This is a genomic window from Variovorax paradoxus (assembly GCA_016806145.1).
Lineage (GTDB): Bacteria > Pseudomonadota > Gammaproteobacteria > Burkholderiales > Burkholderiaceae_C > Variovorax.
Map to the genome: position 1 here is coordinate 2,177,908 of CP063167.1, position 22,864 is coordinate 2,200,771.

The 22,864-nt window shown below is 70.4% G+C and carries 21 protein-coding genes; 12 read left to right on the forward strand and 9 right to left on the reverse strand.

The window, feature by feature from the left end; translation table 11 throughout:
• Positions 1 to 8: 8 nt before the first annotated feature.
• Genes INQ48_41235 through INQ48_41250 form a run of 4 tightly spaced genes read right to left on the reverse strand, consistent with a single transcriptional unit; the run spans position 9 to position 4,074 of the window.
• Positions 9 to 989: a tripartite tricarboxylate transporter substrate binding protein gene (locus INQ48_41235; GenBank protein QRF61788.1), complete on the reverse strand. Its 981-nt coding sequence runs from the start codon at positions 987 to 989 to the stop codon at positions 9 to 11.
• Positions 990 to 1,020: 31 nt separating this feature from the next.
• Positions 1,021 to 1,770, reverse strand: coding sequence for a FadR family transcriptional regulator (locus INQ48_41240; GenBank protein QRF61789.1), 750 nt, complete (start codon positions 1,768 to 1,770; stop codon positions 1,021 to 1,023).
• Between the two features lie 16 nt (positions 1,771 to 1,786).
• Positions 1,787 to 2,758: an oxidoreductase gene (locus INQ48_41245; GenBank protein QRF61790.1), complete on the reverse strand. Its 972-nt coding sequence runs from the start codon at positions 2,756 to 2,758 to the stop codon at positions 1,787 to 1,789.
• Positions 2,755 to 4,074, reverse strand: coding sequence for a Rieske 2Fe-2S domain-containing protein (locus tag INQ48_41250; GenBank protein ID QRF61791.1), 1,320 nt, complete (start codon positions 4,072 to 4,074; stop codon positions 2,755 to 2,757). Before INQ48_41250 ends, INQ48_41245 begins: the two co-directional genes overlap by 4 nt.
• Positions 4,075 to 4,326: 252 nt before the next feature.
• Between INQ48_41250 and INQ48_41255 the strand changes: the two genes are divergently transcribed.
• Entirely contained in the window at positions 4,327 to 5,028 is a 702-nt protein-coding gene (locus INQ48_41255; GenBank protein ID QRF61792.1) for a nitroreductase, read from the forward strand.
• 15 nt (positions 5,029 to 5,043) lie between these two features.
• On the opposite strand, the gene INQ48_41260 is transcribed toward INQ48_41255, so the two are convergent.
• Both INQ48_41260 and INQ48_41265 read right to left on the reverse strand, forming a co-directional pair.
• Complete coding sequence (locus INQ48_41260) at positions 5,044 to 6,651, reverse strand: MFS transporter (GenBank protein QRF61793.1); 1,608 nt, start codon at positions 6,649 to 6,651, stop codon at positions 5,044 to 5,046.
• A 72-nt stretch (positions 6,652 to 6,723) separates the two neighbouring features.
• Entirely contained in the window at positions 6,724 to 7,707 is a 984-nt protein-coding gene (locus INQ48_41265; GenBank protein QRF61794.1) for a tripartite tricarboxylate transporter substrate binding protein, read from the reverse strand.
• A 161-nt stretch (positions 7,708 to 7,868) separates the two neighbouring features.
• On the opposite strand from INQ48_41265, the gene INQ48_41270 reads away from it, so the two are divergent.
• Entirely contained in the window at positions 7,869 to 8,597 is a 729-nt protein-coding gene (locus INQ48_41270; GenBank protein QRF61795.1) for a FadR family transcriptional regulator, read from the forward strand.
• Between the two features lie 22 nt (positions 8,598 to 8,619).
• On the opposite strand, the gene INQ48_41275 is transcribed toward INQ48_41270, so the two are convergent.
• The gene (locus INQ48_41275; GenBank protein ID QRF61796.1) at positions 8,620 to 10,869 is read right to left on the reverse strand and encodes an acyl-CoA dehydrogenase; all 2,250 of its coding nucleotides are present in this window, start codon (positions 10,867 to 10,869) and stop codon (positions 8,620 to 8,622) included.
• Positions 10,870 to 11,034: 165 nt separating this feature from the next.
• On the opposite strand from INQ48_41275, the gene INQ48_41280 reads away from it, so the two are divergent.
• The 6 genes from INQ48_41280 to INQ48_41305 all read left to right on the forward strand — a co-directional run bounded on the left by INQ48_41280 (position 11,035) and on the right by INQ48_41305 (position 16,455).
• Entirely contained in the window at positions 11,035 to 11,910 is an 876-nt protein-coding gene (locus INQ48_41280) for a FadR family transcriptional regulator (protein ID QRF61797.1), read from the forward strand.
• Between the two features lie 138 nt (positions 11,911 to 12,048).
• Positions 12,049 to 12,870, forward strand: a complete 822-nt coding sequence (locus INQ48_41285) for a 3-oxoadipate--succinyl-CoA transferase subunit B (GenBank protein QRF61798.1) — start codon at positions 12,049 to 12,051, stop codon at positions 12,868 to 12,870.
• Positions 12,871 to 12,881: 11 nt separating this feature from the next.
• Positions 12,882 to 13,775 (forward strand): CoA transferase subunit A, encoded by an 894-nt coding sequence (locus tag INQ48_41290; GenBank protein ID QRF61799.1) that lies wholly within the window; start codon positions 12,882 to 12,884, stop codon positions 13,773 to 13,775.
• A 79-nt stretch (positions 13,776 to 13,854) separates the two neighbouring features.
• Positions 13,855 to 14,988 carry a CoA transferase gene (locus INQ48_41295; protein QRF63192.1) on the forward strand — a complete coding sequence of 378 codons (1,134 nt, stop codon included), beginning with the start codon at positions 13,855 to 13,857 and terminating at the stop codon, positions 14,986 to 14,988.
• Between the two features lie 58 nt (positions 14,989 to 15,046).
• The gene (locus tag INQ48_41300; GenBank protein ID QRF61800.1) at positions 15,047 to 16,090 is read left to right on the forward strand and encodes a tripartite tricarboxylate transporter substrate binding protein; all 1,044 of its coding nucleotides are present in this window, start codon (positions 15,047 to 15,049) and stop codon (positions 16,088 to 16,090) included.
• Between the two features lie 80 nt (positions 16,091 to 16,170).
• Complete coding sequence (locus INQ48_41305) at positions 16,171 to 16,455, forward strand: DUF1778 domain-containing protein (GenBank protein QRF61801.1); 285 nt, start codon at positions 16,171 to 16,173, stop codon at positions 16,453 to 16,455.
• Between the two features lie 271 nt (positions 16,456 to 16,726).
• Here INQ48_41305 and INQ48_41310 read toward each other — a convergent pair whose 3' ends face one another.
• Both INQ48_41310 and INQ48_41315 read right to left on the reverse strand, forming a co-directional pair.
• Positions 16,727 to 17,125, reverse strand: coding sequence for an OB-fold domain-containing protein (locus INQ48_41310; GenBank protein QRF61802.1), 399 nt, complete (start codon positions 17,123 to 17,125; stop codon positions 16,727 to 16,729).
• Positions 17,126 to 17,127: 2 nt separating this feature from the next.
• Positions 17,128 to 18,297 (reverse strand): thiolase domain-containing protein, encoded by a 1,170-nt coding sequence (locus tag INQ48_41315; GenBank protein ID QRF61803.1) that lies wholly within the window; start codon positions 18,295 to 18,297, stop codon positions 17,128 to 17,130.
• A gap of 199 nt (positions 18,298 to 18,496) precedes the next feature.
• On the opposite strand from INQ48_41315, the gene INQ48_41320 reads away from it, so the two are divergent.
• The 4 genes from INQ48_41320 to INQ48_41335 are packed head-to-tail and all read left to right on the forward strand — an operon-like array spanning position 18,497 to position 22,835.
• Complete coding sequence (locus INQ48_41320) at positions 18,497 to 20,161, forward strand: AMP-binding protein (protein QRF61804.1); 1,665 nt, start codon at positions 18,497 to 18,499, stop codon at positions 20,159 to 20,161.
• Positions 20,162 to 20,221: 60 nt separating this feature from the next.
• Positions 20,222 to 20,995 (forward strand): SDR family oxidoreductase, encoded by a 774-nt coding sequence (locus INQ48_41325; GenBank protein ID QRF61805.1) that lies wholly within the window; start codon positions 20,222 to 20,224, stop codon positions 20,993 to 20,995.
• A gap of 14 nt (positions 20,996 to 21,009) precedes the next feature.
• Complete coding sequence (locus INQ48_41330; GenBank protein QRF61806.1) at positions 21,010 to 22,047, forward strand: hypothetical protein; 1,038 nt, start codon at positions 21,010 to 21,012, stop codon at positions 22,045 to 22,047.
• Positions 22,044 to 22,835, forward strand: coding sequence for an enoyl-CoA hydratase/isomerase family protein (locus INQ48_41335; GenBank protein ID QRF61807.1), 792 nt, complete (start codon positions 22,044 to 22,046; stop codon positions 22,833 to 22,835). The genes INQ48_41330 and INQ48_41335 overlap by 4 nt, the downstream gene beginning before the upstream one ends.
• The last annotated feature ends 29 nt before the right edge of the window (positions 22,836 to 22,864 follow it).

The window sequence follows — 22,864 nt, forward strand, 5'->3', positions numbered from 1 at the left end:
GGCGGTTCTCACATCTGGATGTTGGCCTTGCGCACGACCGGGCCCCACTGGCCCATCTCGTCGCGGATGAGCTTCTCGAGCTCCTGCGGCGTGCTGCTGCGTGCCTCGACGTTGCGCACCGAGAACATCTTGCGCACCTCGGGTCGGGCGACCGCGGTCACGATCGCGTCGTGCAGCTTCGTGACGATCTCGTCGGGCGTGTCCTTCGGCGCGAGCACGCCGAACCAGGCCGAGCTGCGGAAGCCCGGCACCTCGTCGGCGATGGCCTGCAGGCCCGGCACGGTCTCGGTGGCCTTGGGCGTGCCCACGGCCAGGTAGCGCACCCGGCCCGAGCTCACCAGCGTAGCGCCGTCCAGGCCGGTCACGAAGGCGGCCTGCAGCTGGCCGCCGGCGAAGGCGGTCATCATCGGCGCGCCGCCGTTGTAGGGGATGTGCTGCATGCGCAGGCCCGCGGCCTCGTTGAAGTACTCGGCCGTCAGGTGCGACAGCGAGCCGTTGCCGACCGAACCGACGTTGAGCGCGTTGCCGTTCTTCTTCGCGTAGGCGAGGAAGTCCTTCAGCGTCTTCGCCGGGCTGTCGGCGGGCACGGCCAGGATCATCGGCGTGATCGCGACGGTGGAGATCGGACGCAGGTCCTTGAGCTCGTCGTAGGGCACCTTGCGCATCAGCGAGACCACCGCGTTCGGACCGGTGTTGCCGAACACCAGCGTGTAGCCGTCGGGCGCGGCCTTGGCCACGTAGTCGGTGCCGATCGTGCCGCCCGCGCCGGGCTTGTTCTCGACGATCACGGTCTGGCCCAGCGTCTCGCTCATCGACTGCTGGATGGCGCGCGCGAGCTGGTCGGTGCTGCCGCCGGCCGCATAGGGCACGATCATGCGGATCGGCTTGTTCGGGTAGCCGCCCTGTGCCCAGGCGGGCAGGGCGCCGAGCGCGAGCGCGGCGCAGGCTGCGCCCAGCAGCGCGCGGCGGGGGAGGGAAGTGGTCGTCATCGGGGGTCTCCTTGGGTTCGTGGGTGTCGTGTCAATCCGTGGCGCCGAGCACGCTCGACCAGTAGCTGCGCGCGCGGTCCATGTGGCGCAGGATCAGCAGCTGCGCCTTGGCCGCGTCGCGCGCGCGGATGTGGCCGAGCAGGCGGCGGTGGTCGAGCAGCGAGGCACGGCCCTGCACCGTGTCGGCGAACATCGCCTCGCGGCGCCGGCCGGTGAAGCGGTAGAAGGCATGCAGCACGCGCACCAGCACCGAGTTGTGGGTGGCATCGACCAGCGCGACGTGGAACTCGGTGTCGGCCGCGGCGATGTTGCCGCCGTCGGCCAGCACCTGCTCGGTGCGCTGCAGCACGGCTTCCATGCGCGCGAGGTCGGCCTCGGTGCGGCGCTGGCAGGCCAGGCCCGCGGCCAGCACCTCGAGGTGGCCGCGCACCTCCATCGTCTCGGCCACTTCCACCGGCGTGGGTACGGCGCCCATGTCGGTGAGCATCACCAGCGCCTCGAAGCTGCCTTCGCGCTCGACGTGCCGCAGGTAGATGCCCGAGTGGGGCCGCGATTCGACGATGCGCAGCGTGACCAGCGTGGCCAGCGCCTCGCGCACCGCGTTGCGGCCGACGCCGAGGCGCTCGGCGAGGTCGCGCTCGGAGGGCAGCCGGTCGCCCGGTTGCAGCCGTCGGTCGCGCAGATAGGCGAGGATGCCGGCGATGGCGCCGTTGCCCGCGCCCGCCGCGTTGGAGGCACCGGCCTCCTGCGGTTCCGCCGTGGTGTCGAGCCGGGTCGTCATGGACTGCTCCCTTGTCTCAGAGGTCCAGGACCAGCGTCTTCGAGCGCGAGCCCGAGCAGCAGATCATGATCGCCTCGTTCGACTGCTTCTCCTGCGCATCCAGGTAGTCGTCGCGATGGTCGGGCTCGCCCGCGATCACGCGCGTGCGGCAGGTGCCGCACACGCCCGCGCTGCAGGCATAGGGCACGTCGATGGCGTTGTCGAGCAGCGTGTCGAGGATGGTCTTGCCCGGCGCCACCGCGAGGCGCTGGCCGCTGCGCTCGAGCACCACCTCGTAGCCGCCCTCGGTGGCGGCCGCGCTGCCGGCGGCGAAGCGCTCGAAGTGCACCGTGTGCGCGGGCCGGCCGGCGCAGGCCTCGACGAAGGCGTCGATCATGCGCGCCGGGCCACAGCAGTACAGGTGCGCGCCGGCAGGCGCGTTGCGCACGATGGCCGCGATGTCCAGCCGCTCGGCGCGCGAGGAGCCGAAGCGGAATTCGACCTCGCCGCAGCCGCGTCCGCCCTGCATGGCGCGCAGCGTGTCGGCGAAGGCGGTCTCCTCGGGCGAGCGGCCCGCGTAATGCAGCTGCCAGCGCCGGCCCAGTTCCTCGAGCCGGTGCAGCATCGACAGGATCGGCGTGATGCCGATGCCGCCGGCGATGAAGACCGAGTGCGCGGCCTCCTCGTCCAGCGCGAAGTCGTTGCCGGGCAGGCTGGCGCGGATGCGGTCGCCCACGCGCGGCTGCGCATGCATCCAGGCCGAGCCGCCGCGGCCCTGCGCGTCGCGCTGCACCGCCACCACGTAGCGCGCGGCGTCCGAGGGCGCGTTGAGCAGCGAATAGCTGCGGATCATCTCGCGCGGCAGGTGCAGGTCGATGTGCGCGCCGGCCGTGAACGGCGGCAGCGGCCGGCCGTCGGCCGACACGAATTCGTACGACGCGATGCCGCGTGCCTCCAGCCGGATCTGGCGCAGGCACAGGTCCAGCGGCGCGGGATTGCCCGGGCTCATGGCGTGTAGCCGAAGTCGGCGCCCAGGCGCGCGGTCATCAGCTCGCGACCCGATTCGCTCCAGGCCTCGCCGGCCGGCAGCGTGAGCGACACCGCGCGCACCATCGGCAGGTCGGGGTCCTCGATGCGCGGCGGGCGCTGCTGGCGCACCGACAGGTTGCGCACCGTCTCGAGCAGCAGGCGCCGCGTCATCGCGATGCCGGTGTCGCTCATGCCCAGGTGCTCCTTCGAGCGGTCGTAGATCGGCGCCACGCCCGACTGGCAGGCCGCGTCCTGCACCCACAGGCCGGGCAGGCCCGAGAACCAGGTCTTGGTCTGCGCGTCGTAGTTGAAGAGGAAGGCGCTCTGCAGGTTGAACTTCGTCCAGTACTTCGCGAAGGGCTCGGTGGCCGGGCGCGGCGCGTAGGCGTTGATGCTCGGGTGGCCGGTCTCGCGGCCGCCGTGGCCGTTGTCGAACAGCTTGCGCGTCTTCTCGTAGAACTTCTGCGCCGGCGTGTACGAGAACATGATGCACAGCGTGTGGTGGTCGTCCAGCGGCACCCAGGCGTGGCCGCTGAGCTCGGGGTAGTTCGACTGCGGCGGCACCAGCGTGTAGAAGGGCAGCAGGAACTGGTTCACGCGCCAGTAGTGGGTGTTCTCGTCGAGCACGCGCCTGGAGGCCACGCTCATGCCGAAGTCCTGGCGCTTGCATTCGAAGGTGGGACGCAGGTCCTTCTTCGCGGTCCAGTCGCTGATCGCGCCCTGCTGGTCGATGCGCCCGTGCAGGATCGGCGCGTGGGCCGAGTCGATCTCGCCTTCCACGGCCTGCAGCCAGTTGCATTCCTGCACCCGGAAGCTCACGTACACGTTCTCCTCGGGCACCAGGTTCCACTCGAGGTTCGGCAGCGGCGGCGGGTTCTCGCGGTCGGGCCCCATGTAGGTCCAGACGATGCCGTTGCGCTCGCGGCAGGGGTAGTTCTTGATCGTGACCGTGTCCTTGAGCCGGCTCTGCGCGGGCTCGGCCGGCGTGTCCTGCACGCGGCCGTCGACGCCGAACTTCCAGCCGTGATAGATGCAGCGCACGCCGCAGTCCTCGTTGCGGCCGAACACCAGCGGCGCGCCGCGGTGCGGGCAGGCATGGTCGATCAGGCCGACGCGGCCCTCGCTGTCGCGAAATGCGATCAGTTCCTCGCCGAGCAGGCGCACGCGCTGCGGCTGGCCGTCGGTCTCGAGGTCGCGGCTGGGCAGGAAGGGGATCCAGTAGAGGCGCATCAGCTCGCCCATGGGCGTGCCGGCGCCGACGCGCACGAGGGTTTCGTTGTCTTCTTGCGAGAGCATGGCTGCGGTTTTCCTTGTGGGGCAGGGCCATCCGGCGTGGTGGACCACCTTGGATGACCAGATTGGTAGGACCAATGCTAAATTCGAGCCCGCGCGATGCAAAGCTTTTGTCTCAATAACCTTGTGAATGGATCAACCATAGATGGTTGAAATGAGCGAGGTGGCCGCCGTCGCGCATGTCTTTCGCCGCGTCGCCAGCGCGAGCGCGCCGGCGCGGTTAGGCTCCCTCGTCTTCATCCCGTTGCCCGAGCCATGACCACTTCCCCGCCCATTCCCGCGCCGGATCTCGCCGCGGCCCTCGACACCGTGCTCGACGCGCGCTACAGCTGCCGCGGCTACCTCGCCGACCCGGTGCCGCGCGACGTCATCGACGCGATCCTGCGCGCCGCCCAGCGCACGGCCTCGTGGTGCAACTCGCAGCCCTGGCAGGTGGTCGTGACCGGCGCGGCCGCCACCGAGCGCCTGCGCGCGGCGATGGCCACGCCCGAGGCGCTGGTCGACCAGGGTTTCGAGATCGCGCCGCCCGCCGAATACCGCGGTGTCTACCGCGAGCGCCGCCGCGAATGCGGCTTCCAGCTCTACGACAGTGTGGGCATCGCCCACGGCGACCGCGAGGCCTCGGCGCGCCAGGGGCTTCTGAACTTCTCGTTCTTCGGCGCGCCGCACGTGGCGCTGATCCACACCGATGCCGCGCTCGGCGCCTATGGCGCGCTGGACTGCGGCGCCTACGTGTCGAACTTCATGCTGGCTGCGCGCAGCCGCGGCGTGGCGAGCATCGCGCAGGCCGCGCTCGCTTCGCGCGCGAAATTCTTGCACCGCTGGTTCGACATCCCGGAAGACCGCCAGGTGGTCTGCGGGATCTCCTTCGGCTACGAGGACCCGGCGCACCCGGCCAACGGTTTCCGCACCTCGCGCGCTGCCGTCGGCGACGCTGCGCGCTGGGTCGAGGACTGATCCGGTGGCCCTTGCTCAGGGGCTGCGTTCGGCCAGGTAGTGGCGCGTGAGCACCGGCTCGTGCGGTACCTGGAAGCTGCGCGCGAGCGCCTCCAGCTCGTGGCGCGCGACGGTGGCCCGCGCGCGCTGGCGCAGGTAGTCGGCCCACGAGGTGACGATGAAGCGCTCGACGTAGCGGCTCGGGTCGTCGAGGTCGCGGTAGACGCGCCAGAAGGTGGCGCCGTCGCGCTTGCGCGGCACCGCGAGCTGCTGCACCGCATCGAGGAAGCGCCGCGCATCGGCATCGCGGATGCGGTAGACCACCTCGACGGCGACCGGCCCGGCCTCGAATTCGGGCTCGTGCTGCACCGAGAACTCCTCGTGCAGCGGCGCCAGCGTGACCTCGTCGTCCGCGCCCATGCGCAGCGGATACGGCCGTGCCAGCGCAATGCTCGCGAGCATGCCCGCGGCCGACAGGCACAGTGCCGCGCTCAACCCGATCAGCGAGGACATCGCGCCCCAGAGCGCGGAGCCGAGCGCGAAGGCGCCGAGCGAGCACAGGGTGTGCATCGACGCGGCGCGCGCGCGCACCCAGGCCGGCGCGCTGGTCTGGGTCGCGGCGTTGAAGGTCGACATCATCGTCATCCAGGCCGCGCCGCCGAGCACGAAGCTGGCACAAACGAGTGGCCGCCAGGTCGAGAGCGCGCCCACCAGCATCGCGCCCGAGAACACGAGGCAGCAACCGGCGGCCAGCGCATCGAGCGAGAAGCGCGAGCGCATGCGCCCGACGAAGAAGCCGGCGGCGACGGCGCCCGTGCCCAGGCAGGCCATCAGCAGGCCGTAGCCCGCCGCGCCCAGTCCGAGGCGCTGCTGTGCGATCACCGGCAGCAGGGCCCACAGGGCCGAGCCGAGCCCGCTGAAGCCGGCCGTGCGCACCAACTGCGCGAAGATCGCTGGCGAATGGCGCGCATAGCGCAGCGCGCTGAGCATGCCGCCCCACAGCCGCTCGGCCGGCAGGCGCCCGGGCGAGGGCGGCCGCGGCGGCCAGCGCCGCGTGGCCCAGCTCATGCCGAAGGCGGTCAGCACCGCGACCGCGAACACGGCGGCGCCGCCGGTCAGCGCGAACAGCACGCCCGCGAGCCCGGGGCCGACGGCGCGCGCGCCGTTGAAGGTCATCGACACCAAGGTGATCGCCAGCGGCAGCTCGGTGCGCGCCACCGTGTCGCTGACGGCGGAGTTCCACGAGGGCGACTGCAGCGCCGTGCACACGCCCAGCAGGAAGGTGAAGAACAGCAGCCCGCCCGGGCCGATCCAGCCGGCCAGCGCGAGCAGCGTGAGCGTCAGCGCGGCGAGCCCGTAGACACCCTGGATGCGCAGCATCAGGCGCCGGCGGTCGATGGTGTCGGCCAGCACGCCGGCGGGCAGCGACAGCAGGAACATCGGCAGGAAGGAAGCGGTCTGGACCAGCGCCGAGAGGAAGGACGAGGCCGTGAGCTCGATCATCAGCCACGAGGCCGCCATGTTCTGCATCGCATTGCCGACGAAGAACAGGCTGCCGGCACCCCAGAGCCCGCGGAAGGCGGGCTGGGCGAGCGGACTCCAGAGCGAGGCTGCGTTCGGGGCGGTGGGATTGCTGGGATTCAAGCGCGGGGCGATCGGCGGCGGGCGAGGCAAATCATATAGATGCGTGCGCCGGCCCGCTCGCGGCGCGCCCGCTCAGACCTTGATGCGCCCGGTCGCGACCAGCTTCTGCGTCAGCGCCAGCTGCTCGGCCAGGAAGCTCGAGAGCTTCTGCGGGCCCCAACCGGCGGGCTCGAAGCCCAGCTCGAGCAGCTTGGGCGCCACGTCGGGCAGCTTCACGATGCGCGCCATCTCGGCATCGAGCTTGTCGATGATGGCCTTGGGCGTGGAGGCCGGCGCGAACAGCGCGCCGAAGCCCGGCATGTTCACTTCGGGGAAGCCGGCCTCGGCGAAGGTGGGCACGTCGGGATAGAGCGGAAAGCGCGTCGGGCTCGCGACCGCGAGCGCGCGGATCTTGCCGGGGTAGCGCGACACGCCGCCCAGCGACACCACGGCGGTGTCGATCTGGCCGCCGATCAGGTCCTGCAGCGCCGGCGCCTCGCCCTTGTAGGGCACGTGCACGGTGTCGATGCCCGCGGCCATGTTCAGCAGCTCGCCCACGAAGTTGCCGCCCGAGCCGGGGCCGTAGGAGCCGTACGAGATCTTGCCGGGCTTCGACTTCGCCAGCGCCACCAGCTGGTCGAGCGTCCTGACGTTGAGCGACTCGCGCACGCCGATGGCGATGGGCGTGAGCGCGAGCATGCCGATGGGCGCGAGGTCGGCGAGCTTGTAGGGCTGTTGCGCGGGCTGCAGCACGAGGTTGCTGATCAGCGCGCTGTAGCCGACGCCGAGCGTGTAGCCGTCGGGTGCGGCGCGCGCCACCGCGGCGGCCGCGATCGCGCCGCTCGCGCCGGCCCTCGACTCCACGATGCACGGCTGGCCCCAGGCCTCGGTGAGCTTCTGGCCGACGACCCGCATCATCGTGTCGTGCCCGCCGCCGGCCGGCGTGGGAATGATGAACTTGATGACGTTGTCGGGATAGCCCGGCGCGGCACGCGCGGCCAGGGGAAAGGCGGGCAGCGCCGAGGCGCCCAGCAGGCCGAGGCCGGTGGCCAGCGCGTGGCGGCGGGAGTGGGTCATGAGGCTTGTCTCCTGGTCGGATGGTTTGTGATGTAATTGGTTGAACCATAGCGAAACCAGGGATGATGGTCAATTGGAGCCAGTGCCAAGGCAGGCACAGGCACACTATCGGGCTAGGCATCCAGCCATCGACGTTCGTGATCCAGAGGAGGAAAGGAGCCATGTCGGAATCCGCACCAGTCTTCGCGCCCGTGCGCATGCGCCGCGCCTTCGAGGCGATTTGCGACCAGATCCGCCAGCAGGTGGTGGAAGGCGTGCTGAGTGCCGGCGACCGCCTGCCCAGCGAGCGCGAGCTGTCCGAGCAGTTCGGCGTGAGCCGCAGCGGCGTGCGCGAGGCGCTGCGCAGCCTCGAGATGGCCGGCATGGTCGAGGCCGTGACCGGCATCAACGGCGGCTTCTACATCAAGCAGTCGCATCCCGAGGGCATCACGCAGGCGGTGCGCGACATGGTGGCGCTCAAGCAGGTGCCGGTGTCGGACCTGACCGAGGCCCGCATCCTGCTGTGCGGGCTGGCGATCCGGCTGGCCTGCGAACGCGCGACCGAAGAGGACTTCGCCGCCATCGAGGCCGACATCGAGCGCTTCGCCGAGCTGGTGAAGCAGGGCCGGCCGGTGCGCGACAGCGGGCAGATCACGGAGTTCTATCGCCTGATCGGCCGCGCCACCCACAACGAGGTGATCGTGATGCTGATCGACGCCCTGTCGGAGATCCTGCGCGGCCTGATCGCGCAGCTGCAGACGCCGCACAGCAACGTGGTGCAGGTGCGCCGCAAGGTGCTGCGACTGATGCGCGACCGCGATGCGGACAAGGCCGGCGCCGCGCTGGCCAAGCACCTCAACGCGCTGAACGTGCTGCTGCTCGAGATGGAGCGCAAGAAGCCGGCGCGCTGAGGCGCGCCGGCCCGGGGCGCGTTCAGCGCGGCAGGCCGAGCCCGCGCTGCGCGATCAGGCTGCGCTGGATCTCGTTGGTGCCGATGCTGATCACCCACATCAGCGCATGGCGCAGGTTCTGCTCGATGCGCCCGCGCAGCACCGCGCCGGGACTGCCCTCGCCGAGCGTGCCTTCCATGCCGAGCAGGTCGAGCGCCACCTCGCCGAAGCGCTCCATCAGCTCGCCCGAATAAACCTTGCTCGCGGCCGCGTCGTGCAGCGGCGTCTGGCCCGCGTCGACGCGCTCCGCGCAGTGCATCATCATGCGGCGCCCCGCCTCGATCTGCCCCGCGAGGTCGGCGATGCGCTCGCGCACCAGCGGATCGAGGCGCATCGGCCGGCCGTCGGCACCCGTCGCGCCGCGCAGGTGTTCGCACAGCTGCTCGAAGGCATGCGCCACCTTCATCACGATGCCGCCGCCGATGAAGCCGCGCTCGGTGGCCAGTGCCCCGACCAGCACCTTCCAGCCGCCGTGGAGCTCGCCCACCATCGCCTCGGCCGGCACGCGCACGCCGTCGTAGAAGACATTGGCGAAGCTGCCGCCGTACATCGTGGTCGAGGTGCGGATGGTGATGCCGGGCGTGTCCATCGGCACGATGAACAGGCTCAGGCCGGCATGCGGCGGGCTCGCGTCGGGGTCGGTGCGCGTGGCTAGCAGCATGTAGTCGCCCCAGTAGGTGGTGGTCCAGATCTTCTGGCCGTCGATCACGTAGTGGTCGCCGTCGCGTACCGCGCGGGTGCGCATCGACGCGAGGTCGGAGCCCGCGTCGGGCTCGCTGTAGCCCATGCCGTAGATCGCCTCGCCGCGCAGGATCTCGGGCAGGTAGCGCGCCTGCTGCGCCGCGCTGCCGTGTACCTGCAGCATCGCGGCCTGCACCGGCGCGCCCACGCGCGGTGCCTCGGCGCGTTCCATCTCCTCGACGAAGGCCAGTTGCTCGAAGGCGCCGCGCGCCTGGCCGCCGAAGCGCTGCGGCCACGAGAGGCCGATCCAGCCGGTGCGCCCGAGCGCGCGCGCGAACTCGCGGTCGTACTCGCGCGCCTTGAAGTCCAGCGCCTCGTGCGCGGCCTTGCGCTCGCCCGACCAGTGCGTCTGGAGCCAGGCGCGCACCTCCTCGCGAAAGGCGTTGCCGGCCGGGCCCAGGTCGTATTCGGGCAGCGTGCGCGGCGTCTCGCCGAGGAAGTGATCGGCCAGGGCCTCGCGCGCGCGGCGTCCACCGCCGTGGCGCAGCACGTCGAGATGCACCTGCTTGAAATGGCGCGGCGCCTCGTGCTCCTCGCTGTAGCCGATCGCGCCGAAGGTGTGCTGCGTTTCCAGCGACACCCGGCGCAGCGTCGTCGCGGCCAGCGCGCAGGCCGCCTCGGCGAACACGCGCCAGTTGTCGGCGCCGAGGTCGTGCTGCCGCGCGGCGCCCGCCTGCGTGAGCCGAGCGCCCAGCAGCGCGATGTGGCCGTCGGCGAGCTTGTGCTGGATCGCCTGGAAGCTGCCGATGGGACGGCCGAACTGCCGGCGCTCGCCCGCATAGGCCACGGCGAGCTCGAAGGCGCGTTCGGCGGCGCCGGTGGCGCGCGCGCACAGCGCGAGGCGGGCCGTCGCGTGCAGCGCGTCGAGCTGCTCCTTTGACAGTGCGAGGACGGAGGCGGCGATCCCGTCCAGCACGACGCGGAACAGCCCCTGCGTTCCCATCGCTGGCGTGGCCTCGATGCGCACGCCAGGCGCGCGCAAGTCGATCAGCGCGAGCGCGGGGCCGTCCACCATCACCGCGAGGTGGGTGGCGCTGTCGGCATGCTCGACGAAGGCGAGTTCGCCGTGGAGCCTGCCGTCGTCGTCGATGCGTGCCTCGCCCGCGCCGCGGTCGCCGTCGAAGGCCCCGAAGCACAGCACCACGCGCGCCTCGCCGGCGCGCTGCAGCGCGAGCACCGCGGGCTCCTCGCCCCGTGGCGTGCGCGGCGCCGCTAGGTTCAACAGCGTGCCGTGATGCAGCGGCAGCGTGCAACCCGCGCGGCCCAGTTCCTCCATGACCAGCGCGATCTCGCGCAGGCCGCCCTCCGAGGGATCCGATCCCAATGCGGCAAGGCCCTGCGCCGCGAGCTGCTGCCACAGCGCCTGCACGCGCGCGGGTTCGCGTGCCCATGGCACGGCGGTGGCGGGCGGCCAGTGGCGCTCGAGGAAGCCGCGCACCGAGTCGCGCAGCAGGGCGCGCTCTTCGTCGCCGGGAAGGGTGGTCGGGGGCATGGGCGTGTCTCTCCTGAGTCTCGGAAAATTCAATGGTAGAACCATTAATGAGATACGGCAACAGGCACCACCGCGAGGGCTTGGACTACGGCGGCCCGCGCCACGCCGCCCCTTATCATTTGGCTCAAAGGTCCAACTTTTAGTTTTTCCAACGGAGGATTCCCCATGGACGCCAAAGAACCGTCGCCACCCGCGGCCGACGCACGGAGCGCCAAGTTCCAGCCCATCCGTTCCGCGCGTGCCTTCGAGGAGATCGCCCAGCAGATCCGCGGCGAGCTGTCGCAGGGCCGGCTCAAGGTCGGCACGCGGCTGCCGTCGGAGCGCGCGCTGTCCGAGCAGTTCGGCGTGTCGCGCAACACCCTGCGCGAGGCGCTGCGCTCGCTCGAGCATGCGGGGCTGATCCGGCTGCAGAAGGGCGCCAGCGGCGGCGCCTTCATCAGCGGGCGCAGCGGCGACGCGATCGCCACCGGCCTGATGGACATGTACCACATGGGCGCGATCCAGCCGGCGCAGCTCACCGAGGCGCGCATCTGGCTCGAGTCGATCCTGGTGCGCGAGGCCTGCGCGCGCGCCACGCCCGCCGATCTCGAGGCGCTGGCGGCCAACATCGACGCGGCCGAGGAGGCGCTGCGGCGCGACGACTTCCCCGCGCGCGCGGCGACCAACCTCGAGTTCCACCGCATCCTCGCGCGCATGACCGGCAATCCGATCATGGTGATCGTGATGAACGGCGTGCTCAACGTGCTGGCCGAGTTCATCGGCCAGATCGGCCACGAGGAGAACGCCTACGTGCTGCCCTCGCGCCGCCGCTTCCTCAAGCACCTGGCGGCCAAGGACGCCGACGCGGCCGCCGCGGAGATGGAGTCCAGCCTCAAGCGGCTGCAGCGCAGCTACCTGTCGAAGGTGGGCGAGGACGCCGCGCAGGAAGCTCCGGCCGCGGCGCCGGCGCCACGCAAGGCGGCGGCCAAGGCCCCGGCCGAGAAACCGGCTGCGAAGGCCGCGACCAAGTCCGCCACCCGCGCCGCGAAGACCACGCGCTGAACCCGTGCGGCGCGCGGCGCCGCCCTTCACCCGATCCGACAAGGACCGCCCGCCGCAAGGCGCGCGGTCCTTTCTTCTTGCGCGCCCGGCAGGTGAAATCCGCTTGACAGTGTCATGGTTGATTCCTAGGATCAATGAATGGTTGAACCAAATATCAAGCAAACGACGCCGGGCGACGACAAGCCGTCGACCGGCGAACTGCTCGCCGTGCTGCTGGCACGCGACTTCGCCGATGGCGAGAAGGTCATCATCGGCACCAACTCCGACATCCAGTTGGCCGCCTGCAACCTCGCGCGCGAGATGCAGGCGCCGCGGCTGTGGTGGATCTCGGGCCCCGGCGGCATGGTGAACCCGGTGCGCGACCACCTGCTGTCCACGGCCGACTCGGAGAACATCGAGTCCTCCGAGGCCTGGATGGACCTGCCGAACATGATCGATTTCATCGACTGGAAGATCCACTTCTTCGATTTCGCGATCCTCTCGGCGCTGCAGGTCGATCGCTTCGGCAACATCAACACGGTGGTGGTCGGCGACCAGGCTCGGCCCAAGGTGCGCGGCCCCGGCACGGTGGGCATCAGCGCGCTGTGCGGGCTGGCCAAGCGCTTCTATGTCGCGCTCACGCGCCACGATCCCGGCGCCTTCGTGCCGCGCGTCGACTTCCTCTGCGGACCGGGCCACATGGAAGGCGGCAACTCGCGCGAGGAGGCCGGCCTCCCGCCGGGCGGGCCGCGCCTGGTGGTGTCGCCGCTGGGCGTGTTCGACTTCGAGCCCGTGAGCAAGGCCATGCGCGTGCGCTCTATCCATCCGGGCGTGACGCTCGAGCAGATCCGCAAGGCCACCGGCTTCGAGCTGGTGGTCGAGGGCACGCCGCCCGTCACGCGCATGCCCGAGCCCGAAGAGCTGCGCCTGCTGCGCACCCGCGTCGACACGCGCGGCACCCTGCGCCGCAAGTTCCCCTGAAGAGACGAGCCATGAGTTCCAACAAAAGCAAGCTGACCACCCTCGACGAGGCCGTGTCGGTCATCCAGGACGGCCACCGCGTCGGCCTGGGCGGCTGGATCTTCAATGCCCAGCCGATGGCGCTGGTGCGCGCGCTGATCCGCAAGGGCGCGCGCGACCTCGACCTGGTGCCAGCACCCGGCTCGATCGCGCCCGACATGCTGATCGGCGCCGGCTGCGCGCGCAGCACCGCCTGCGTGTTCATCAGCTTCGAGCAGTTCGGCCTCGCGCCGCACTTCCGCCGCCGCGCCGAGGCCGGCACGCTGAAGGTCTACGAGCTCGACGGGCCCGGCATCGCCGGAGGCTTGCGCGCCGGCATCTGCGACATGCCCTGGACCGCGATCCCCGACCTGGGCACCGACCTGCCGCGCCACACGCCCGAGCACTACTGGCCGCTGCCCTCGAAGCCCGGCGAGCGCAAGATGCTCGCCGCCGCCGCGATCAAGCCCGACGTGTGCCTGCTCCATGCGCAGCAGGCCGACGAGTACGGCAACGTGCAGTACCTCGCGACGCCGTTCTTCGACGCGATGCTCGCGCAGGCTTCGCGCCACGTGATCGTCTCGGTGGACCGCATCGTGTCGTCCGACACCATCCGCCGCTCGAACCACCTGACCAAGCTGCCGAGCGTGATGGTCGACGCGGTGGTGGAAGCGCCCTATGGCGCCCATCCGAGCGCCTCGCCCACGCTGTACCGCGCCGACGAGCGCCACCTGCGCGAGTACGTGAAGGCGAGCGCCGACGAAGCGGCCTTCGATGCCTACCTCGCGCGCTATGCGCGCGGCACCGCGGCGCACGCCGACTACCTCGACGCGCTCGGCGGCTCGCGCCTTGCCGGCCTCGCCGTGACGGAGAGCAACCTTGGCTGAGCCGACCCCGAACCCTACCGTCCCCGCCGCCGCGAAGCCCGGCGTGCTCGACGGCGTGCGCGTGCTCGACTTCACCGCGATGATGTCGGGTCCCTACTGCACGCGGCTGATGGCCGACCTCGGCGCCGAGGTCATCAAGGTGGAGCCGCCCGAGGGCGACCACATCCGGCTGCGGCCGCCGCGGCGCCAGGGCCGCAGCACCTACTTCGCGCAGCTCAACGCCGGCAAGAAGAGCCTCGCGCTCGACCTCAAGAAGCCCGAGGCGGTCGCGCTGGTGCGGGAGCTGGTCGGCCAGTGCGACGTGCTGGTGGAGAACTACCGCCCCGGCGTGATGCAGCGCCTGGGCCTCGACTACGCGACGCTCTCGGCGCTGAACCCGCGGCTGGTGTACTGCTCGATCTCGGGCTTCGGGCAGGAGGGTTCCTGGTCGGGCCGCAGCGCCTACGCCCCGGTGCTGCACGCGGCCAGCGGCTACGACATGGCCAACCTCGACTACCAGGAGGGCGACGTCGAGCGGCCGCTGAAGAACGGCATCTTCGTGGCCGACGTGCTCGGCGGCTCGCTGGCCTTCGGCGCGATCCAGAGCGCGCTGTTCCGCGCCGCGCGCACCGGCGAGGGCGACCACATCGACCTCGCGCTGATGGACGCGATGCTGGGCCTGCTCGTCTACGAGTGCCAGGAGGCGCAGTTCCCGGCCGAGCGGCGCCGCCCGCTCTATCGCCCGACCAAGGCGAAGGACGGCTTCCTGCTGATCGCGCCCGTGAGCCAGAACAATTTCGAGGCGCTGGCGCGCGGCACCGGCCATCCCGAATGGATCACCGACGCGCGCTTCGCGACCAGCCAGGAGCGCGAGCACCACTGGGGCGCGCTGATGCAGCTGCTCGACGACTGGGCCGCCGATCGCAGCGCCGCGCAATGCGAGGCCGAGATGAATGCCGCGGGCGTGCCGTGCTCGCGCTATTTCACCGTGCGCGAGGCGATGAAGCTGCCGCCGCTGGTGGAGCGCCAGGCCTTCCAGACCATCGACGACGGCGCCGGCGCGTTCCAGGTGCCCAACCCCGCCTTCCGCTTCGCCCGCACCGCGGCGCATGCGCGCGGCAGCGTGTCCGAGCTCGGTGCCGACGGCCCCGCGCTGCTGGGCAGCCTGCTCGGGCTGGGCGAGGAGCGCATCGCGGCGCTGCGCGAGAGCCGCGCGCTGCACGTGCGCGGCTGAGGCAGGAAGCGGCTGCCGCGCCGCCCGCCAGACCAGACACACAACGAAGGAGACAGACATGATGAACAGCTGGATGCGCCTGCCGGGAGTCGCCGGCAAGGCGGAGGGCCCGATGCGCGCCGCGGCCCGGGGCTTCTGGGCGGCGTTGCTCGCGGCCGGCGCGCTCGCGCTGCCGCAGGCCGGCATCGCGCAGTCCGCGGCGTCGGATTTCCCGAACCGCCCGATCACCATCGTCGTGCCCTATCCGCCGGGCGGCACCACCGACGTGCTCGCGCGCGTGCTGCAGGAGCCGATGCAGCGCTTCCTCAAGCAGCCCGTGATCATCGAGAACAAGGCCGGCGCCTCGGCCGTGCTGGGCACCAAGTTCGTCGCGAAGGCGCCGGCCAACGGCTATACGCTGCTGTTCCCCAACAACGGCCTGGTGATCTCGCCGCAGGTCTCGAAGGAGGCCGACTATGCGCCGCTGAAGGACTTCGCGCCGGTGTCGCTGGTCTCGCTGCAGCCGATGATCCTCGCGATCAATCCCTCGGTGCCCGCGAAGTCGGTGCAGGAGCTGATCGACTATGCGAAGGCCAATCCGCGCAAGCTCGATTTCGCGACCGCCGGGCCAGCCTCCTTCGGCCACCTCGCCACCGAGCTCTTCAGCCGGCGCGCCGGCGTCGAGATGACCCACATCCCTTACAAGGGCCAGGCTCCGACCACCCAGGCGATCCTGACCGGCGAGTCGAAGGTGCTGCTGAGCACCAGTTCGTCGCAGATGAATGCCTTCATCAAGGAGGGCAGGGTGCGGCTGCTCGGCGTGTCCTCGCTGCAGCCTTCGCCGCTCGCGCCCGGCGCGCCGCCGATCGCCAACACCTTGCCGGGCTTCAACCCCGAGGTCTGGTTCGGCCTGTTCGCCCCGGCCGGCACGCCGCGCGAGGTGGTGGCCCGGCTCAACGACGCGATCGTGAAGTCGCTGGCGCTGCCCGAGGTGAAGGAGAAGTTCGAGACCGCCGGGGCGGCGGCCACTGGCAGCACGCCCGAGCAACTGGGGGCGCGGATCGCGGAGGAGTATGCGACCTGGACTTCGGTGATTCGCGAAGCCAACATCAGGACGGATTGATTCGAGAATAGGAGGCCGGCTGTTTCCTTGACATCCATGCACAAAGAAAGAACATCGGGAGATGGATCGACTGCAGCAAGGTGAACCCGGTAACAAGCAGCTCGACCTTCACTCGGAGGTGGGAGTTTTCCGTGAAGAAAAAGAAAATCGTTGAGCGTGCCGCAGCTTCGACGGAACGTACATTGAACGAATCCATCGTCGGCGGTCCGCAGGAAGCGGCGGCGAAGATTGTGTTGGAGCACGAGATCATTCATCTGAGTCGAGAGGAACAGATTACTTTTGTGAGCGCTTTGCTCGCGCCGTCTGAACCAGGGCCGCGCCTCGAAACAGCGATCAGGAGTTACCGCCAAAAGATGGGGCAGTGATAACCGCTCCACCTTGACTCGAAGTACATCGATCCCGCTCGAGGAGACGAGCGGTCTCCGCTCGTTCGACTATCGCAATGGGGATTTGACTGGATGCTGGAGGGAGTGCGAAAGTCTGCCGAAGAGCAGATGCTCGCACTTTCCGCTTCGGCCTGGTCAGCCGTTGCAACTGGCGTAGATCGCCTTGGAAGGGGGGCGGTGGTTCCCGCCCAAGATCGGGTGTGGAAGACCATCAGGCGAAGCGCCTCCAATTGCCTTCGTTTTCTCGCGTTCAAGCCGGCGCAAACATCGGCACCGCGAACCCGCCTTCCGCCGGCTTGAAACACACCTTCACCCGATCGCCGATGCGCAGCGCATCGAGATCGGCATCGACGATGTTGGTGAGCATCGTCACTCCTTCGTCGAGCGTGACGTAGGCGATCGCATAGGGGATCGGGCCGGCGCGGCGCGTCACGCTGACGCTGTAGATCGTGCCGAGACCGCTGGCGTCTTCCCATGCGGTGTCGCCCAGGCAGTAGGGGCACAGCGCGCGCGGATACCAGTGGGCCTTGGCGCAGGCGGTGCAGCGCTTGATGCGCAGCACGCCTTCGCGCGCGGCGTTCCAGTAGGGCTCGGTGGCGGCGTCGACGATCGGCGCGCCGAGCGCGCGGTCCTGGTAGGGGGTGCTCATCTTCAGTTCCTTTCGAGGATCAGGGTGGCGCTGCCGTGGCGCGAGCCGAGCAGGCCGCCCGTGCCCTGCGCGAGCGCGAGGCCGCAACCGGGGACCTGTACCTTCGGATGCGCCTCGCCGCGCAGTTGGCGCACGGCCTCGATCACCTTGGTGATGCCGCCGCGGTTGGCGGGATGGTTGTTGCACAGGCCGCCGCCGTCGGTGTTGAACGGCAGCTTGCCGACGCCCGAGATCAGGTTGCCGTCGGCCACGAAGCGGCCGCCCTCGCCCTTGCGGCAGAAGCCCAGGTCCTCGAGCTGCATCAGCACGGTGATGGTGAAGCTGTCGTAGATCGACGCGTACTGGATGTCGGCCGGCGTCACGCCCGCTTCGGCGAACGCGATCGGGCCCGAGACGGCGGCGCCCGACCAGGTGAGGTCGAGCTGGCCGTTGGCCTGGCCCTTCACGGTCTCGCCGGCACCGAGCACGCTGACCACGGGCCGCGCGAGCGAGCGCGCGATCTCGGGGCGCACCACCAAGAGCGCGCCGCCGCCGTCGCTCACGACGCAGCAGTCGAGCTTGTGCAGCGGGTCGGAGATCATCGGCGAGGCCAGCACGTCCTCCACGGTGACGGGATCGCGCAGCATCGCGTTCGGGTTGTGCTGCGCATGCGCGGCGGCGGCGACCTTGATCCAGGCGAGCTGCTCGCTGGTGGTGCCGAACTCGTGCATGTGGCGCGCCGCGGCCAGCGCGTACATGTTGACCGTGACCGGCGCATAGGGCATTTCCCAGGCCACGTCGGGCGTGGCCGCGGTCACGTTGCGCGGGCCGGTGCCCACGCCGCTGGCCTCGGTGCGCGGGCGTCCCGCGAGCGTGATCAGCGCCACGTTGCACTTGCCCGCGGCGATGGCCTGCGCGGCATGCGAGACCTGCACCAGGTAGGCGGAACCGCCGGTGTCGGTGCTGTCGACATGGCGCACCTTGAGGCCGAGGTAGTCGACCATGCTCAGCGGGCCCAGGCCCGGCGCGTCGCCCGCGCAGAAGTAGCCGTCGACGTCCTGCAGCGACAGGCCGGCGTCGGCCAGCGCGCCGCGCGCGCATTCCGCATGCAGCTGCGGCACCGTCTTGTCGGGCGCCTTGCGCGTGGGGTGTTCGAAAGCGCCTGCGATGCAGGCCTGTCGCTTGATGCTCATTCCAATGGCTCCAGTGACTCCGTGTGGTCTCCCGTTGCCGGGATCGTGGTGCCGCGCGCCGGCCGGATCGTTGCCGCTCTGCCTTGACGCTGCGTCGTCGGCCTGATTATCATTGGTTCAACCAAAATAAATCAACAGGCAAATCGGCGGCGCTGTCTCGCGCGATGCCGCGGCCCGGCGAAGACCAAGGACGACAGCCATGACCCCGCACGATTCGAAGCACTGGCCGCGCACCCTGCCGCGCGACATCGACGTTCCGCCCACCAACCTGTGCGCGAACCTGCTGGTGTCGGCCATGCGTTCTCCGCAGCGCGCGGTGGTGGTCGACGATTTCGGCAGCCTGTCGTACGCGGCGCTGGTCGAGCAGATGGAACGCATCGCGGCCTTCCTGCAGCACGAACTGGCGGTGCGCCTGGGCGACCGCGTGCTGCTCTACCTGCCCAACGGCCGCGGTTGGATCGCGGCCTACTTCGCGATCCTGCGCATCAACGCGGTCGTGGTGCCCGTCAACCCGATGAACAAGCGCGACGAGCTGCCGCACTACCTCGAGGACAGCGAGGCGGTGGTGGCCTTCTGCGGCGCCGACAACGTGGCGGAGCTGCTGGCCGTGCCGGGCGCGCACCGGCTGCGCCGCGTGGTGATCGTCGGCAGCCCGGGGCCGGTGGACGACCTGGTGGAAGCCGCCGAGCCGTCGGATGCGGCATCCGGCGCGTCGCGCACCATCGGCCTGCGCCGGGTGCTGGCGGCCGCCGGCGCGCCCGCAGCCCCGCTCGAGCACCTGCCCGATGCGCTGGCGCTGATCCTCTACAGCTCGGGCTCCACCGGCGTGCCCAAGGGCTGCATGCACACGCACCGCACGCTCAATGCCAGCACGGTCGCGGTCGCGCACTGGATGGGCATGGTCCCGCATTCGGTGCAGCTGGTGGCGCTGCCGTACTTCCACATCACCGGCATGCAGAACCTGCTGAACGCGCCGATCTACGGCGGCGGCACGCTGGTGCTGATGAAGCGCTGGGACCGCGACCGGGCCGCGGCGCTGATCGCGCGGCACCGCGTCAGCCACTGGACGGCGATGCCGACCATGGTGATCGACTTCCTCGCGAGTCCGCGGCTGGCCGAGTACGACCTGAGCTCGGTGCGCCGCATCGGCGGCGGCGGCGCGGGCATGCCCGAGGCCGTGTGCGAGCGCCTGAAGCAGTTGACCGGGCTCGACTTCCTCGAGGGCTATGGGCTGTCGGAAACGGCGCATGTCTCGGGCAACCCCGCGCATGCGTTCAAGCGCCAGTGCCTGGGCATACCGCTGTTCGGCACCGACCTGCGCATCGTCGATCCCGAAACCCTGCGCGAGCTTCCGCCCGGAGAGGTCGGCGAGATCGTGATGTCGGGGCCGCAGGTGTTCGCGGGCTACTGGCGCAACGAGCAGGCCACGCGCGCGGCGCTGCTTGAGATCGACGGGCGGCGCTTCGTGCGCAGCGGCGACCTCGGGCGGCGCGACGAGGACGGCTACTTCTTCATCGTCGACCGGCTCAGGCGCATGGTCAATGCCTCGGGCTACAAGGTCTGGCCGGCCGAGGTCGAGGCGATGCTGCACGAGCATCCGGCCATCGCCGAGGCCTGCGTGATCGCCGCGCACGATCCCTATCGCGGCGAGACCGTGAAGGCGGTGGTGGTGCTGCGCGAGGCGCATGCGGGCCAGGTGCGCGAGGCCGACGTCATCGAATGGGCGAAGCAGAAGATGGCCGCCTACAAGTACCCGCGGCTGGTCGAGTTCGTGCGCGAGCTGCCCAAGTCGCCGACCGGAAAGATCGCCTGGCGCCAGCTGCAGGACGCCGAGCGCGCGAAGGCCCCGATGGCGTCCGCCTGAGCGAACCGCACCGCCTCGTACACCCAGTTCAACCCCCCATCCATCATCCAACGGAGACCTATGCAGAACCTCGTCAATCTCGAAGGCCGCACCATCGTCGTGACCGGCGCCGGGCAGGGCATCGGCAAGGCGATCGCGACGCTCGCCGTGCAGCTCGGCGGCAACGTCGTCGCGCTCGACCTCAACCCCGACACGCTGGGCGCGGCGATGTCCGCGCTGCCCGCCAACCGCGTGCAGCAGGTGGTCGGCAGCGTGACCGACGCGGACCTCGCCGCGCGCGCCGTCGCCGAGGCCGTGGAGCGCTTCGGCGGCGTGCACGGCCTGGTGAACAACGCCGGCATCACGCGCCCGGCCATGATCGAGAAGATGACGCCGCAGCAATGGCAGGAGGTGATCGACGTGCACCTCACCGGCACCTTCTACTGGTTGCAGGCCGTGGGCCGCCACATGGTGGCGCGCGCGAAGGCGGGCGACACCAGCGGCGGCGCCATCGTCAACATCTCCTCCGACGCCGGCCGCAAGGGCTCGATCGGCCAGGTCAACTACGCGGCCGCCAAGGCCGGCATGCTCGGCGTCACGATGACGGCGGCGCGCGAATGGGGCCGCTACAACATCCGCACCAACTCGATCTGCTTCGGCGTGGTCGAGACCCCGATGACCGAGGTGGTGCGCGGCGAGAAATTCCGCGACGGCATGCTCGCGCAGATTCCGCTGGGCCGCTGGTCCACGCCCGAGGAGGTGGTGAAGACGGTGTGCTTCCTGATGTCGGACGCAGCCTCCTACATCACCGGTCAGCACCTGGGGGTCAACGGCGGCTTCCACATCAGCCTGTAGCTACGGGGCGAACCATGTACATGCCGCCCCACAGCAAGCTGCGGCTCGATCCGCGGGACGAATACAACCACGTGCCCGAGGCCGTGTCCAACTACAACGAGAGCGCCTACTTCAACGCCTTCGACAGCGCGCGCGGCATCGGTGCCTGGATGCGCCTGGGCAACCGGCCGCACGAGGGGCATGCCGAGCTCAGCTGCTGCGTCTACCTGCCCGACGGCCGCGTGGGCTTCATGCACCAGCGCCCGAAGATCGCGCACAACGAGGCCCTGGACGCGGGCGGCATGCGCTTCGAGGTGATCGAGCCTTTCAGGCACCTGCGCGTGCACTACGAGGGCGAGCTGCTGCTGATGGACGACCCGCATGCGATGGCCGACCCGGGCAGCGCCTTCAAGCGCTATCCCAAGCGGCCCGCCTCGATCGCGCTCGACTTCCGCGGCGTCTCGCCGATGCACGGCGGCGAGATCGTCGCGCTCGACGGCAGCCCGATCGTGCTGGACCCCGAGCATGCGGTGTACCGTGGCCACATCGAGCAGAACATGGCGGTGGCCGGCCACATCGCGGTGGACGGCCTGCGCTTCGACATCGCCGGGCACGGCTACCGCGACAAGTCCTGGGGCCCGCGCCACTGGCACAGCTTCTACTGGTACAAGTGGCTGCCCGTGACCTTCGGCGACGACTTCGGCGTGCTGCTGTCGATCAAGGGCCGCAAGGGACAGCCGAACCACGTGAGCGGCAACGTGCTGCGCGACGGCCGCTACGAGCCGGTGGTCGACGGGCGCATCGAGACCGACTACGACGCGCAGCACTATCCGCGCGCCTTCACCGCGCAGGTTCGCACGGCCGAGCGCAGCTACACCCTGACCGGGAAGGTCGGCGCGCTGGTGCCGCTGCGGCATCGCCGCGTGGCAGGCGGCGCCGGTGACTACACGCGCATCACCGAGGGCATCACCGAGTACCGCTGCGAAGGGCGTGGCGCGCTGGGCATGTCGGAGTACTGCGACGTGATGGTGGACGGCGTGCCGATCTCGGTGCGCGAGACGGAGGCGCGATGAAGACCCTCGACTACCGGCTCGACGACGGCGTGGCGACGCTCACGCTCAACCGTCCCGAGGCGAAGAACGCGCTCGATCCGACGATGGCCGACGAACTCGGCGAATGTCTCGCCGCGATCCGCGCCGACGAGTCGGTGCGGGTGCTGGTGCTCGCCGGCGCCGGCGGCGCGTTCTGCGCGGGTGGCGACGTCAAGGCCATGGGGCAGGGCGGGCCGCGCACGCCCGAGCAGCGGCGCGCCGGCATGGCGCGCTACACGCGCATCTGCACCGAACTGATGGCGCTCGACCGCCCGGTGATCGCCGCCGTCGACGGCGTGGCCTACGGCGCCGGCTTCAGCCTGGCGCTGATGTGCGACATCGTGCTGCTTTCTGAACGCGCGCGCCTGTGCATGGTGTTCCAGCGCATCGGCCTCGTGCCCGACATGGGGGCCTTCTACACGCTGCCGCGCGTGGTGGGCCTGCAGCGCGCGAAGGAGCTGATCTTCTCGGCGCGCGAGATCGACGCCGCCGAGGCGCTGCGGCTGGGCCTGGCGATGGAGGTCGTGCCCGCCGAGGCGCTGGCGGCGCGCGCGCAGGTGATTGCGCGCAGCTTCGCGGGCGCTTCGCCGGTGGCGATGAGCATCGCCAAGCGCGCCTTGCAGGCCTCGCTCGGCAGCGACCTCCAGACGCTGCTGGAGATCGAGTCGTCCGGCCAGGCGCTGGCCTCGAACAGCGACTACGCGAAGGAGGCGGTGCGGCGCTTCGCGGCGCGCGAGCCCGCGCAGTTCCGCTGGCCGCCTGCCGCGTGAAGCGCGGCGACCTCGACAGATTTACCGAC

Excerpts from the sequence above, each read along its gene's own strand:
- INQ48_41280 (QRF61797.1), top strand. The coding sequence starts at position 11,035 with ATGGACGCCAAAGAACCGTCGCCACCCGCGGCCGACGCACGGAGCGCC.
- INQ48_41330 (QRF61806.1), top strand. The coding sequence starts at position 21,010 with ATGTACATGCCGCCCCACAGCAAGCTGCGGCTCGATCCGCGGGACGAA.
- INQ48_41285 (QRF61798.1), top strand. The coding sequence starts at position 12,049 with ATGGTTGAACCAAATATCAAGCAAACGACGCCGGGCGACGACAAGCCG.
- INQ48_41335 (QRF61807.1), top strand. The coding sequence starts at position 22,044 with ATGAAGACCCTCGACTACCGGCTCGACGACGGCGTGGCGACGCTCACG.
- INQ48_41255 (QRF61792.1), top strand. The coding sequence starts at position 4,327 with ATGACCACTTCCCCGCCCATTCCCGCGCCGGATCTCGCCGCGGCCCTC.
- INQ48_41310 (QRF61802.1), bottom strand. The coding sequence starts at position 17,125 with ATGAGCACCCCCTACCAGGACCGCGCGCTCGGCGCGCCGATCGTCGAC.
- INQ48_41265 (QRF61794.1), bottom strand. The coding sequence starts at position 7,707 with ATGACCCACTCCCGCCGCCACGCGCTGGCCACCGGCCTCGGCCTGCTG.
- INQ48_41325 (QRF61805.1), top strand. The coding sequence starts at position 20,222 with ATGCAGAACCTCGTCAATCTCGAAGGCCGCACCATCGTCGTGACCGGC.
- INQ48_41315 (QRF61803.1), bottom strand. The coding sequence starts at position 18,297 with ATGAGCATCAAGCGACAGGCCTGCATCGCAGGCGCTTTCGAACACCCC.
- INQ48_41295 (QRF63192.1), top strand. The coding sequence starts at position 13,855 with ATGATGTCGGGTCCCTACTGCACGCGGCTGATGGCCGACCTCGGCGCC.
- INQ48_41250 (QRF61791.1), bottom strand. The coding sequence starts at position 4,074 with ATGCTCTCGCAAGAAGACAACGAAACCCTCGTGCGCGTCGGCGCCGGC.
- INQ48_41300 (QRF61800.1), top strand. The coding sequence starts at position 15,047 with ATGATGAACAGCTGGATGCGCCTGCCGGGAGTCGCCGGCAAGGCGGAG.
- INQ48_41245 (QRF61790.1), bottom strand. The coding sequence starts at position 2,758 with ATGAGCCCGGGCAATCCCGCGCCGCTGGACCTGTGCCTGCGCCAGATC.
- INQ48_41235 (QRF61788.1), bottom strand. The coding sequence starts at position 989 with ATGACGACCACTTCCCTCCCCCGCCGCGCGCTGCTGGGCGCAGCCTGC.
- INQ48_41290 (QRF61799.1), top strand. The coding sequence starts at position 12,882 with ATGAGTTCCAACAAAAGCAAGCTGACCACCCTCGACGAGGCCGTGTCG.
- INQ48_41275 (QRF61796.1), bottom strand. The coding sequence starts at position 10,869 with ATGCCCCCGACCACCCTTCCCGGCGACGAAGAGCGCGCCCTGCTGCGC.
- INQ48_41270 (QRF61795.1), top strand. The coding sequence starts at position 7,869 with ATGTCGGAATCCGCACCAGTCTTCGCGCCCGTGCGCATGCGCCGCGCC.
- INQ48_41240 (QRF61789.1), bottom strand. The coding sequence starts at position 1,770 with ATGACGACCCGGCTCGACACCACGGCGGAACCGCAGGAGGCCGGTGCC.
- INQ48_41320 (QRF61804.1), top strand. The coding sequence starts at position 18,497 with ATGACCCCGCACGATTCGAAGCACTGGCCGCGCACCCTGCCGCGCGAC.